Source organism: Mesorhizobium sp. ANAO-SY3R2, from assembly GCF_042466635.1.
GTDB lineage: Bacteria > Pseudomonadota > Alphaproteobacteria > Rhizobiales > Rhizobiaceae > Aminobacter.
The window spans coordinates 2,470,547-2,484,857 of sequence record NZ_CP159955.1; the positions used below are offsets into that span (position 1 = coordinate 2,470,547).

Genomic DNA, 14,311 nt, shown 5'->3' on the forward strand with positions numbered 1-14,311 from the left:
TTCAGGCCTGCTGGCGTTCGGCTCTTCGGGCAGCGATCTGGCGCATTGCCATGACGCGCCGGCGCCAGATCTCGGTGCGCATCGCCATCAGATGCAGGGTGAAGAACATGAGGGTGAAGCCAACCGCCATGATGAGCAGCGGCCAGAGCATGCTCGAATCGATCGTCGGACCGTCAAGACGCAACACCGAAGCGGGCTGATGCAGGGTGTTCCACCATTCGACTGAAAACTTGATGATCGGGATATTGATGAAGCCTACCAGCGTGATGACAGCCGCCGCACGCGCCGAGCGCGCTGGATCGTCGAGCGCGCGGGTCAGTGCGATGATACCGAGATACATCAGGAAAAGCACGAAGACCGACGTCAGGCGGGCATCCCATACCCACCAGGTGCCCCACATCGGCTTGCCCCAGATCGAACCGGTGAGCAGTGCCAGCGCGGTGAAGACGGCACCGACTGGTGCTGCCGATTTCAACGCGACATCGGCGAGAGGGTGGCGCCAGACCAGTGTGCCGAGAGCCGAGATGGCCATCACTGAGTAGCACATCATCGACAACCAGGCGAACGGCACGTGGATGTACATGATGCGGACGGTGATGCCTTGCTGGAAATCCTCAGGGGCGGCAAAGGCGAGATAAAGCCCTATGGCCAGAACCAGGACGGACAAACCGGCCAGCCAGGGTACGACCTTGTCGACCAACGCAATGAAGCGGGTCGGATTGGCAAGGTCGCTGAAACGCCAAGGCTGCGAGGTCATCTGTGTCATGAACGCTAAATAGCGGTGGCCAGCCTGCTCCGCAATCGGTTCCGACGTCGCGGGCCTCAATGCAAACGGGGCGCCGAAGCGCCCCGCAGGATATTTCCAGCCGTGAAATGGCGTCTCAGGCGGCTGCCTCGACATGGGTGACGCGACGGACGTCCTCGTCATTGAGCAGGCCGCCAGCGCGCAACAGCGATGCAAACCGGCCGTTGCGTGACGAAAGCTCGGCGAACCCGCCCATCTCGACCACTTGGCCATGATCCATGAACACGACCAGATCGGCATCGCGAACCGTGCTCAGCCGATGCGCGATGATGAAGGTCGTGCGCCCGTCACGCAGCATGTCGATGGCGTCCTTGACCCGGTTCTCGGTCTCGACGTCGAGCGCGCTCGTCGCCTCGTCGAGGACCAGGATCGGCGCGCTCTTGAGAATGGCGCGGGCAATCGCGATGCGCTGGCGCTCACCGCCCGACAGCTGCCCGCCGCGTTCGCCGACATTGGTGTCGTAACCGTCGCTCTTGGACAGGATGAAATCCTGCGCGGCCGCAGCGGCGGCTGCAGCATGCACTTCTTCATTGCTGGCGCCGGCACGACCGACACGGATGTTGTCCTCGATCGACCGGTTGAGCAGGCCAGCATCCTGGAAGACGGTTGCGATCGAATGGCGCAGCGACTTCCTGGTCACGGTGCGGGTATCGATGCCGTCGATCAGGATGCGTCCCTGTTCCGGCGCATAGACACGCTGCAGCAGATTGATCAGCGTGGTCTTGCCGGCTCCGGTCGGGCCGACGATGGCGACCGTCTGGCCGACGCTGACCTCGAACGAGACGTCGCGTACGCCCTGCCCCGAATTCGGGAACTCGAAGCCGACGTTTTCAAAGCGAACATGGCCAGTGACGTTTTCCAGGTCGCGCAGACCGTCGGGCTCACTCTGGTCGGCGGCGCTGTCTTCGAGGTGATAGAACTCTTCGAGCTTGGCACGCGCGTCGAATATCTGGTTGACGAATGCCGAGACCTGATCGAGGCGGCTGATGAGCAGCGAGGCGAAGCCTGTAAAGGCTACAATCTCGCCGACGCGCAACTGGCCATGGGTCACCAGATAGGCACCGATGAGCAGCACCACCATCATCGAGATGGTCGAAGCGAGGCGATGCATCGCCGAAGCCAGCGCCCACCAGTCGAGCACCGGGTTCTGGGTCGCGATCAGCGCGCGGACATAGCCACGCAGCGCTTCGGTCTCGTGGCCGACACGGTTGTAGCTTTGCAGCACCGCGACATTGCTGACCGAATCCGAAACGTGGGAGAAGACCTTGTGATAGTGGCGCTCGACCGAGGCCTGACCTTCCTTGGTCTTGCGCATGACGAGCCGGCCGATGGCGACATAGAGTACGCCGAGCGCGATCAGCACCAGCGACATCCGCGTATCCATCGAGAAGGCCGTCGGGATCAGCAACACCAGCGCAACTGCGGTCGCCAGATGCGTGCGCATGAATTCGAGCCAAAGGCTGAACAGCGTTTCGACGGCGCGCAGCAGCGTATGCAGCGAATGCGAAGTCCCGCGCTGTTGGTGCCAGGCGAGCGGCATGGTTATCACCCGCTCGAAGGACTGACAGAGCACCTCGCCACGCCGCGCATGGGCTAGACGGTCGGCGCCGCGCGCCACCAGCACGAAGGCGACGATGTTGAACGCGCCGAAGCTCGCCCACAGCGCCATGGTCGGGACCACTTCCGACTTCTCGGAAATGGCATCGATAATTCGCCCGAACAGGATGGGTTCGGCAATGGTGACGATCGCCAACACGATGTTGGCCGCGCAAATCAAGCCCACCTTCTTGCCATCGGCGGCAAGGTAGCGGAGGGCTCTCCAATAAACCTCAAGCAACGACACTTTGGTACCCCATGAGTCCCGTCAGTCCCTTCATTGTGCACCGCACAATGGTCGATCAGTATCGACCACTGTCCCGCAAGACAATGCGCAGATAGCTGTTGAGTTCAAAAAAATCGAACAACACATGGCAACGGCCGGTAATCTGGTGTGATGCTATAAGGAATTGAGAACTAACGAAAAAAGGCAGTCTTACGGCGAAATGATGACGGTCATCGGCGGCACGCACGCGTGCCGCCGATGCCCTATCCTGGTATGCGGATTGTGACCTCAATCTCGCCGCTTTCGCACATGGCAAAAGATGCGTCCTTGCTCTTGACGCCATCGACCTCGGCCTTGGCAGCCTTAGCGGATTTGTCTCTGACCACACGCAACCTGTAGATGGCTCCGCCCAAACGCAGCGTCGCCGAATAGCCTTCCCAATGGCTCGGAATGGCCGGAGAAACGACGATTCGGTCGCCGCGCCGGCTTATGCCAAGGATGGTCTCGACTGCCGCCCGATAGAGCCAGCCCGCCGAGCCGGTGTACCAGGTCCAGCCACCGCGTCCCGCCTTGGAGGGGTCGGCGTAGACATCCGCAGCCACGACATAAGGCTCGACGCGATAAATCTCAGCCGCCTTCTCGTCGAGCGCGTGGTTGACCGGGTTGAGCATCGACAAGCAGCGATAAGCCTCATCGACCTGTCCCATCTCGGCCAATGCGATGACGAACCACGTGGCCGCATGCGTGTACTGGCCGCCGTTCTCGCGGACACCCGGCGGATAGGCCTTGATGTAGCCGGGGTCCTTCTCCGTTGCGTAGAAGGGCGGCGTAAACAGCTTGATGACACCAAGCTCGTCGTCGACCAGCAAATTCGTCGCCTGCTGCATGGCAGTGCGCGAACGGGCCGGATCGCCCTCTCCCGACAACACGCTCCACGATTGCGCGATCGAATCGATCTTGCATTCGTCCGAATTGCGCGAGCCGAGCGGCGTGCCGTCGTCGAAGCTGCCGCGACGATACCACTCGCCGTCCCAGGCAGCATTTTCCAACGCCCGCTTGAGCGCATTGGCGTGCTTGTCCCAAGCGGTGGCCCGCTTGGAATCGCCCTCGGCCTTGGCCAGAGGCACGAACTGGTTCAGTGTCCGCAGCAGGAACCAGCCCAGCCATACGCTGTCGCCCTTGCCGCCTTCGCCGACGCGGTTCATGCCATCGTTCCAATCACCGCCGAGGATGAGCGGCAGGCCGTTTCGGGCCGTCCGCTTGATGGCGAGGTCGAGCGCCCGGGCGCAGTGCTCGTAAAGCGACGCCTTCTTCTTGGATACCTCAGGGGTGAAGAAGGCGTCATGTTCGCCGGGACTGAGCGCCTGACCTTCGATGAAGGGCAGATGCTCGCCGAGGATCGCCGAATCGCCTGTGACGGTGATGTAGCGCGCCGTGGCGCCGGCCAGCCAGACCACGTCGTCGGAGATCATGGTGCGTACCCCGGCACCCGTGCGTGGCAGCCACCAATGCTGCACATCGCCTTCCGCGAATTGCCGGCCAGCGGCATTCAGGATCTGCTCGCGGGCAAGCCTCGGGTCATGCAGCAGAAGCGCCAGCGTATCCTGGAGCTGGTCGCGGAATCCGAAAGCACCGCTTGCCTGGTAAAAGGCCGAACGCGCTCGGATGCGGCAGGCAAGGCTCTGGTAGGGCAGCCAGTTGTTGACCATCGCGTCGAGCGCCTTGTCCGGCGTCTCCACCTCGATCGTGCCGAGGAAGGAACGCCAGTTGGCCTCGTTTTCGGCGAGCCTCTGGTCGAAATCGACCTTAAGGTGGCGCGCCACCAGCCCACTCGCCGCCTCGCCCGAATCTGCATCACCGAGCAGCCAGATCAACGATATCGCGCCGCCGGCGGGCACCTCGACATCGCGGGCGATCGCCGCGCACGGGTCGACACCTGCCTCGACACGACCAGTCAGGTCGGCACCGAGCATCACCGCGTGAGGCAACTCGACGGTACCGCCGGTACCGATGAACTCGTGGCGGTCGGCGGTCACCGACCCGGCCTTGCCGTCCAATGCCATGAAGGCCACGCGCTCGCCGAAATCGAGCCCGTAGGTGTTGCGGGCCAACAGCGCGCCCGTAGCGGCGTCAACGGAGGACACGATGTTGGGCCCCGTCTTGGCACGGCTGTTGCCCAGAACCCACTCGGCATAGGCATAGACCCGGAGCTTTGCCGGAACCGCACCGGAGTTCTCGATCCGCAAGCGAGAAACTCGGACCGGATCCACCGGATCGACCAGATGGGTCAGCTCGGTCGCCAGCGAGCCGCGTTTGGAACGGAAGGTCGAAAAGCCCTGGCCATGGCGTGCCTCATAGGTGGCGCCGGCATCTCGCGCCACCGCCGCAATGGGCGAATGCGTCCGACCACTGGCGCGATCGAAGATGTAGATTGCCTCGCCCGGCCGATTGGTCACCGGATCGTTGGTCCATGGCGTCAACTGGTAGTCGCGGCTGTTGCGGCTCCAGGTGAAAGCCGCCCCTTCGGCGGAACTGTGGAAGCCGAAGGCGGAGTTTGCCACGACGTTGATCCATGGCTGCGGCGTGGCGCGGGTGCCATTGAGGCGCACCACATATTCGCGACCGCCGGCATCGAAGCCACCGAAGCCGTTCCAGTAGGCCAACCCCTCTCCGCTGTTCTTGCGAAGGGCGCGCGACGGCGAGGTCTGCAGCACTTGCGGCACCGGATTGGCCGGCGCCTGAGCGGAAGCAAGCGCATCACGTGCCAGAAGAGCCGCCGCTTCCGCGCGCTCGATCTGATCGAAGATGGTGCCGTTGCGCGTATGCAGGCAAACGCGGGCCACGGCCAGCAACGTCCTGTAGGAATCCTCGTCCATCAGATCCCGGCGCACGGCAAAGATATGCTGCCGTGGCCCGAGTTCCTTGCCGCGCAGGCGGCTGTTTTCGCAAAGTGCCTCGATGGCCTGCTGGAGGTCCTGGACATAGGACGATGCCTGTTCGTTGATGATGACGAGATCGGCGAGCAGACCGCGGGCACGCATGTATTCCTGGAAACGCAGCACCTGGGCGATGACTTCGATGTCGGCGATGTCGCCGATACGGACCGCCAGGATCGGGAAATCACCCGAGATCGCCATCGGCCACAGCGCCGACTGTCGGCCGAGCCCGGACGCAATCGCATCCGCCGAAAGCCGCAGGAACGGATCCGGATAAATCAGATAGCGGGCCAGCTTCTGGACGTTGGCTGCATCGGCGAGACTGAGACCGAGATGCCGCGTCTGAACCTGCGAGCGCGTCCATGACAGCATCGCCTGCCGTGGAAATCCCTCGGGGTGGTCAAGCCTGGCCACGGTTTCCTCGACTTCCTCGCGGGTCGAGCCGACGACCGTCCAGAAGGTCAGAGAAACCTTCTTGTTGGCCGGAACACGGACGCGGCGTCGAATGGCCGCCACCGGGTCGAGCGTGAAACCGGCGCTGCCGGTGAGCCTGGCGCCCGGATCGAAGGCCGCCGGATCGGCAATGGTGCGGCCTCGGCCGATGAAGGCGCGGCGATCAGTCTCGGCCTCGGTGTCACGCACGAGGCCAGACGGATCGGTGACGAAGTGGGCCGCCACCACCTGCGGCTCATTGGGCGATCGTGTGCGGCGCGTCGCCAGGATGGCGCTGCCATTTTGGGAAATCTCGGTCTCCACGAACATCTTCGAGAAAGCCGGATGGGCGTTGTCGGCGGCCTCGGGCGCAAGCACCAGTTCCGCGAAGGATGTAACTTCGATATGGCGGTCTACCGCCGCATCGTTCCAGATGACGATCTTGCGCGCCTCGCCATTGCCTTCGGAGACGACAATGCACTCGACCTCGCTGCGAAGCGTGCCCACCGTCTTCACGAAGGTCGCCTTGTCATCGCAGAAAATGGTCTGCACCTGCTCGCCGGTGGCGCGCTTGGGCTCGGCGGTCGCAGACCACCAATCGCCCGTCTCAGTGTCGCGCAGGAACAGGTAGGTTCCCATCCTGTCTTCGGTCGGGTCGGGCTGCCAGCGCGTGATCGCCATCTCGTTCCAGCGGCTGTAGCCGGAGCCGGTGGCAGTGACCATCACCGAGTAGCGCCCGTTCGACATCAGGTTGGTGGAGCGCAGCGCCCGCATCGGATTGAGCACCAGGCGCGTGTCGGCGCTGTGATCGGCCGTCTCGTCCTTGGTGTGCTCGTCGACTTCGGTGCGCACGGTGGCGACCGGTATGTCACGCGGCGCCTTCTCCTGCAGCAGCAGTTCTGCCGCTTCGATCACCTGGTCGCTGTGGAAGCGGTCGCGCATCCGGCCTTCGAAGATGGCATTGGCGATGGCCACGATCGACATGCCCTGATGGTGGGCCATGTAGTTGTAGACCACAGCATGGTCAGCCCCTTCCGGCACGCGCTGGGGGGTGTAGTCGACCGCGTCGTAATAGCCGTAGCGGCCGAGCGCACCGAGCTTGCGCAGACGCCGCAGGTTCGACGTCGCTTCGCTTGGCATGAACTGAGCCGCAAGCACCGTCGCATAGGGCGCAATGACGGTGTTCTGCCCGAGGCCGCGTTTGAGGCCGAGACCCGGGACGCCGAAATTGGTGTATTGATAGGTCAGCTCGCGGTCGCGGCCATTGTAGGCCGACTCGGAGACACCCCACGGAATGCCCTTGGAGCGGCCGTACTGGATCTGGCGGCGGACGATGAGCTTGTTGGTCTGGTTGAGGATGCCGCCTTGCGGCTCCTTCATGACCAGCGGCGGCATCAGATACTCGAACATCGAGCCTGACCACGACATCAGCGCGCCCTGGAAACCGATCTCGACGATCGGGCGGCCAAGCCTGAACCAATGTTCGGTCGGAACGTCGCCCTTGGCGATGGCAAACAGGCTGGTCAGCCGTGCCTCGGAAGCCAACAGGTCGTAGCAGCTCTCATCCAACTGGTGCTCTTCGACCCGGTAGCCGATGGACAACAGCTTGCGCTCGTTGCGCATGAGGAACGTGAAATTCATCTCGAAGGCGAATTTTCGCGCGCGCTCGCGCAGTTCGACGAGCTTGGTGCGCAGTACCGCGACCGCGTGATCGTCGGCGTGCGCGTCGTGCACATGCGCCTCGCAAGTGGCCTCCAGCGTCTTCGCCCAGTCTGCCAGCAGATCGCTCTTGGTCGAAGCGGCCTCGGTGTGGATGGCGCCAGCTAGCTTGCGGATCTCGCCCGACAGCACCGCCAGATTGATGGTGCGGATCGAAGCCATTTCCGGCTGCGACTTGATAGTTTCCACCGCCCGGCGCATGCCGTCGACACGGTCGATCAAGCGCTGGCGCAGCGGCCGCAACTGCCTGCGGTCGTCAGGCAATTCGGCAACGCTCTCCTCGATGATGGCAACGATGTCGAGAATGCCTTCAAAGTCGCCCTGCAAATGCACCGACGGCGCCTCGGCCCACTCGGAACAAGCAGCGGCCACGGCGACGAGATGGCCGGCCAGGTTGCCGCTGTCGACGCTCGAGACATAGAGCGGGTAGAGCGGGCGCAGGGTCGTCGTGTCATACCAGTTATAGAGATGGCCCCGGAAGCGCTCCATCTTCTCGATGGTCGAGACGGTCCGCTCGATGCGACCGACAGCATCCGCAAGGCTGATCCAGCCGAAGTCGCGCGCGGAAACGACCGACAAAAGGTAAACACCGATGTTGGTCGGCGAGGTGCGATTGGCGATGACGCCGGTAGGATTTTCCTGGAAATTGTCCGGCGGCAGGTGGTGTTGTCCCTCCGTGACGAAAGTCTCGAAGTAGTGCCAAGTGCGGCGCGCGACCGTGCGCAGCGTGTAGATGTCGGACGGGGCGACATGCAGCCGATCCTCGGTCTCGGCCGAGCGGCTGATGAGCCAGGCGAAGGCTGGCGAGCCGGCCCAGAAGATGGCGAAGGCAAAGGCGACGAAAGCGCCGGTCGAATCCGTCATCACCGGCAGCACGAGCCCGACGACCGCGATGATCACCGCGCCATACATCATGCGATAGTAGGCAAGGAGGTCGTTTCCGCCCGATTTGGCCGCCTGCGAGGCGGTGCGCCACTCGAGCAGGTTCTTGCGGCTGACGAACAGGCGATAGAGCGTGCGAATGATGGCGTCGCCCATCATCCAGGCAAGATGCGCCATCAACACGACCTTGAGCGCGACCATGGCCGTGCCGAATGCCAGGTCGCGGGCCAGCGCGCTGAAGTGGCCGCGGGCGGTAGCATCGCGGTTCTTGGGCAGGATGGCGTCGACAATGTCGAAGGTCGGCGCCATGAACAGGGTGAGGATCAGCAGCGCCTGCCACTGCGCGGCCTGGGTGAAAGGCAAAAGCGTCCAGCCGGCAATCGCCGCCATGACCCAGAAGATCGGGGTCAGCGAACGCCTGAGGTTGTCGATCATCTTCCAGCGCGACAGCGCCGGCACGCCGGATTTCGGGTCGAGGATGAAGCCGAGCAACTGCCAGTCGCCGCGCGCCCAGCGATGCTGGCGCGACGCATCGACCGAATAGCGTGTCGGGTAGTCCTCCACAACCTCGACATCGGTCACCAGCGCCGAGCGGGCGAGCGCGCCTTCGAGCAAGTCGTGGCTGAGCACGGTGTTTTCGGCGATCCGCCCCTTGAGGGCAGCCTCCATCGCGTCGACATGGTAAAGGCCCTTGCCGGTGAAAGTACCCTCGCCGAATACGTCCTGGTAGAGGTCGGAGACGGCGAAGACGTATGGGTCGAGACCGCGATTGGCCGAGAACACGCGCTGGAAGAACGAGGCTTCGTCGCCTGTCGTCAGCGACGGCGTCACGCGCGGCTGCAGGATCGCATAACCCGCGGTTACGACCCGACGCTCGGCATCGAACTCCGGCTTGTTGAGCGGGTGGCACATCTTGCCGACAAGCTTGGTGACCACGCCGCGCGTCATGCGCGTGTCGGCGTCCAGCGTCATGACGTGAACGACGTTCTCCGGCAGCGGTACGTCAGTGGGCATGAACGTGGTATCACCGTCGCCGCGCAACAGCAGATCCAGTTCGTGCAGCTTGCCACGCTTGCGCTCCCAACCCATCCAGCAGCCCTGCGCCGGATTGTAGAGCCGACGGCGATGCAGGATATAGAAGCGCGGCGAATCGTCCTTCGGGTAGCGTTGATTGAGGCGTGCGATTTCGCGGCGGGCATATTCGTAGATTTCGCGGTCGCCGCTCGAAAGCTCAGTCTGGCTGTCGGGCCAATCCGACAGCAGGGCGAAATAGATATCGCCGGACATGTTGGCGAGGTGGTGCACTTCGAGGTTGCGGATATTCTCGTCGACATCGTCGCGCGAGCCGATCAGCGACGGCACCACGACCAGCGTGCGGGCTTCCACCGGCACGCCGTCCTTGAATTCGTACCCGACAAGTCGGGTCGGCTCGAGAAACTTCAGCACGATGGTATTGAAGAAGGCGAGCGCGCCCTCGCTTGCCGGAACCGAGAACAGCACCAGCATCAGCGTGATGGCGCCGGCGGACAAACCGAGCGCGGCCAGCGCATTGCCGGCAAGGAACAGCAGGAGCACTGTCAGGGCAAACACCGGCAGCGCTATGCCCAGCCAGTTGGTCTTGCGGAAGGCCCGGTTGATGATGCGGCCGATGGTCGGACGATAGCCGATTGCCTGTTCGAGTTCCGCTCGGCGCGGGCCGACGAGGAAGAAGCCGACGTCCGAGCAATCCTGTTGCATATCGGCGCGTGCTTCGGCCGGAGCAGGCCTATCCGCCACCGCAAAATCGGTCGCGCGTTCTGCGACCTGGTATTCCGACAGGTCCGAATGGCGGGCCAGTTCCTCGATCGCCCGGCGATACTGATCGCGCGAGGCGAAGTCGAGAGCGCCATAATTGGTACGCTCGCGCAGCAACAGATCGACGCGACTTACATCCTCGAACCAGACCGTCCAGTCCTGGTCGTCGATCAGCCGCAGACCACGGATGATGTTGCCGGTGGTGACGTTGCCGCTCGACAGCGTGACGTGTTCGCCGATGATGATCTCTTCGGCGTCGCTGCCCGATTTCTCGAGTTCGCTTTCAAGCCAGATCAATGCCTTGCCGGCATTTTGCGAACCGTCGCGCAAGCGATAGAGCAGTTGTGTCGCAAAGGTCGCGTCGCGTGCATGGGCGGCATAGGCCCTCAGCAACGCGAGGCCGTCATCCTGCTCCTGCACCAATTGCAGCCGATCGGCGACGTCATTGGCGATCTGGCGCATGTCGCGCGAGCGTTTGACCCGCACGGCGAGGCGGCGCAGGTTTTCCACCAATACGAAGCGCAGCAAGGACGGAAGCGCCCACAGCTCACCGATCTGCAGCGGCTCGATGGACTGGTAGCCCTCGACGATCGCCTTGAACATCTGCGCCGAAACGGTGCTATCGGAATGCGCGACATAGACCCAGGCGATGGCGAGCGCGCGCGGCACAGATTGACCGGGAGCAATCTCAATGGTCGGCAATTCGCGATAGAAGCGGCGCGGCAGGTCGCGCTTGATCTGATAGATGGTCTGTTCGACCAGATAGTTGTTGTCGAGCAGCCACTGCGCAGACGGCGTGATCGGCTCCCCCCTGCCCTGTGCTGCGTTCGTGTCGCGATAGACCTGCAGGATCTTCTTGGCGCTCTCGCGGATGCGGGCATGAAAGTCGAATGCCTCCAGGCCGAACAGCGAGGCGAGTTCCCTGCGCGCCAGGCTTACGCCAACCGCGCGCATACGATCCTCATGCAGAACGGCTGCCCTGATCGGCTGCTCCGCAACAGCGGGGAAGTTCGCCTCTGCGTCCGTGATCCTGCGTGGGTCGGTCTGAATATTCATTTACAGCATTTCCGTTTCACGGAAGGTCCGCGCCACCTCGCAGTGTCGCGGACCCGCCGCATAAAACCGTTTCAAACAAGAATTGGTTGCATGGCAACACAACAGGTCGAGGGATCGCTCTGGCACCACCATTGAGTGAAAATATGGCGTCGTCACAGCCTATGCCGCCCGCGCCTCATAGCAGTGCCGCGAAAAGATCGGAACGCAAGGATTCAGGCTTTTTCGTGTTCGCCCAGACAAATTTCACCCTATTTCGGGCGGGGTCCTGCTGCCTGTCCGTTCCAGGTTCCTTCCGCAGCCTGGCCGGTCATTGTCGACGCGGCAAGACAGTGCCGCCCCCGACAACGAGGGTATGGCAATCTGCCATGAAATCGTTGGGAAATTTGGCAATGCAGGCCTCGGCCACCTCGCCGTCGTCGATGATAAGTCCGGTTGCAACGATGCCGATGAATTTGCCGGTCGTGCAGGTGTCCATGGCACATTCTCCAAATCGCCGCGCGAAATCCGTCGCGGACCAGACATACCCTCCCCTTTCGAAGATAGTTCGTCAGTTCCGCCCGGATGTCACGACGAATTTGTAGATTGGCCGGCTATTGGCCTCGAATTGAGACGAGCAAGAGAGCAACCGGCTCGTCTGGCTCGAATCGCAATACCGAAGCACCGTCATCTGCAACCAGCGTGTCCAGCGCCGCGAGTGCGACGCTCTTGCCTCCGCTGTGAACGCGGGTAGTGCCTGACACAGAAAAGACCAGGCTGACACCCTCTTCCAGTTCAATCTCGGCTGGGTCGGAGAATTGCAGCTTTACGACCGAGTGACTGAAGCGCCCACGCAGGGTCATGACGTTGAAATCGACAACCTGTCCGTGGATCAGCGACGCTTCGGTGATGGCGTCGCCTGGGAACGCATATGGCTGCGAAAGCGGTGAAAGCTCGACCGTGGGCGCATCGCCTGCCGCGAGCCGCATGCTCCCGGCCAGCACAGTCAGTGTACGGTCGATGCCGGCAAAGACAGAGAACGGCCCGCCGGCCGCCACCTGCGCCATACTGATGCGCCAGTCGAAGTCATCCAGCCCGGCCGCTGGCGGCCAGGCGAGGATTTCGGTGGTCACGCCGCCGCCGTTCTTCCACGGCATCGGGCGGCAATCGGCATGACGGATGACGCGCATCGTTCAGCCCAGGATAGCAGGCAGGTTGAGGCCGTGCTCCTTGGCACAATCGATGGCGATGTCGTAGCCGGCATCGGCATGGCGCATGACGCCGGTTGCCGGATCGTTCCACAAGACGCGCTCCAGCCGACGCGCCGCATCGTCGGTGCCGTCGCAGACGATAACCATGCCCGAATGCTGCGAGAAGCCCATGCCGACGCCGCCGCCATGATGCAGCGACACCCAGGTCGCCCCCGAGGCGGTGTTGAGCAGCGCGTTGAGCAGCGGCCAGTCGGACACGGCATCCGAGCCGTCCTTCATGGCTTCGGTCTCGCGGTTGGGCGACGCGACCGAGCCGGAGTCGAGATGATCCCGGCCTATGACGACGGGAGCCTTCAGTTCGCCCTTTGCAACCATTTCGTTGAAGGCGAGGCCGAGGCGGTGGCGGTCGCCCAGTCCGACCCAGCAGATGCGCGCCGGCAGGCCCTGGAAATGGATACGCTTGGCGGCCATGTCGAGCCAGTTGTGCAGGTGCTTGTTGCCGGGCGTCAGTTCCTTGACCTTCGCGTCGGTCTTGTAGATGTCCTCCGGATCGCCCGAGAGCGCTGCCCAGCGGAACGGGCCGATGCCACGGCAGAATAGCGGGCGAATGTAGGCGGGCACGAAGCCGGGGAAATCGAAGGCGTTTTCGACCCCTTCCTCCAGCGCCATCTGGCGGATGTTGTTGCCGTAGTCGACGGTCGGGATGCCCATCTTGTGGAAGTCGAGCATCGCCTGGACCTGCACCGCCATCGAGGCGCGGGCCGCCTTTTCAACGGCCTTCGGATCGCGCTCGCGCTTTTCCTCCCATTCGGCAACGGCCCACCCCTTGGGCAGATAGCCGTTGACCGGGTCATGCGCCGAGGTCTGGTCGGTCACCGCATCCGGCCTGACGCCTCGCTTGACCAATTCAGGGAAGATGTCGGCGGCATTACCGAGAAGGGCTACCGAAATCGCTTTTTTGTCCCTGCCGGCGCGGTCGATGATCGCCAGCGCGTCGTCCAGATCCTTGGCCTGCACGTCGACATAGCCGGTCTTCAGGCGCATCTCGATGCGGCTTGGCTGGCATTCGATAGCGAGGCACGAGGCACCGGCCATGGTGGCGGCCAGCGGCTGTGCGCCCCCCATCCCGCCAAGCCCGGCGGTCAGGATCCAGCGGCCGGAAAGATCGCCGCCATAGTGCTGGCGACCCATCTCGACGAAGGTCTCGTAGGTGCCCTGAACGATGCCCTGGCTGCCGATATAGATCCACGACCCGGCGGTCATCTGGCCGTACATCATCAGGCCCTTCTTATCGAGGGCATTGAAATGGTCCCAAGTCGCCCAGTGCGGCACGAGATTGGAGTTGGCAAGCAGCACGCGCGGCGCGTCCTTGTGGGTGCGGAACACGCCGACCGGCTTGCCCGACTGCACCAGAAGCGTCTCGTCGGCCTCGAGCTTCCTGAGTGCTGCGACAATGCGGTCGAAACTCTCCCAGTCGCGCGCCGCACGGCCGATGCCGCCATAGACGACCAGTTCGCCCGGCTTTTCGGCGACCATCGGGTCAAGATTGTTCATCAGCATGCGCAGCGGCGCTTCGGTGAGCCAGCTCTTGGCAGAAAGCTCGGTGCCGGTGGCCGCGCGAATGATTCGCGAATTGTCGATGCGGGTATGTTGGGTCATGCGGAAACCTCCCTAGGAA

General features: G+C 63.1%; 6 protein-coding genes. All 6 read right to left on the reverse strand.

Features of this window, described 5'->3' with window-relative positions; translation table 11 throughout:
* Position 1 precedes the first annotated feature (1 nt).
* Complete coding sequence (locus ABSY17_RS16970; protein ID WP_378943235.1) at positions 2 to 766, reverse strand: heme ABC transporter permease; 765 nt, start codon at positions 764 to 766, stop codon at positions 2 to 4.
* Positions 767 to 881: 115 nt separating this feature from the next.
* Complete coding sequence (locus ABSY17_RS16975; protein ID WP_378943238.1) at positions 882 to 2,648, reverse strand: glucan ABC transporter ATP-binding protein/ permease; 1,767 nt, start codon at positions 2,646 to 2,648, stop codon at positions 882 to 884.
* Positions 2,649 to 2,890: 242 nt separating this feature from the next.
* A complete protein-coding gene (locus ABSY17_RS16980; RefSeq protein WP_378943240.1) occupies positions 2,891 to 11,446 on the reverse strand; it encodes a GH36-type glycosyl hydrolase domain-containing protein in 8,556 nt (2,851 codons plus the stop codon).
* A gap of 307 nt (positions 11,447 to 11,753) precedes the next feature.
* Positions 11,754 to 11,921, reverse strand: a complete 168-nt coding sequence (locus tag ABSY17_RS16985) for a hypothetical protein (protein WP_378943243.1) — start codon at positions 11,919 to 11,921, stop codon at positions 11,754 to 11,756.
* 115 nt (positions 11,922 to 12,036) lie between these two features.
* Complete coding sequence (locus tag ABSY17_RS16990; protein WP_378943245.1) at positions 12,037 to 12,612, reverse strand: HutD family protein; 576 nt, start codon at positions 12,610 to 12,612, stop codon at positions 12,037 to 12,039.
* Positions 12,613 to 12,615: 3 nt separating this feature from the next.
* Entirely contained in the window at positions 12,616 to 14,292 is a 1,677-nt protein-coding gene (gene hutU, locus ABSY17_RS16995) for a urocanate hydratase (RefSeq protein ID WP_378943248.1), read from the reverse strand.
* Positions 14,293 to 14,311: the final 19 nt, after the last annotated feature.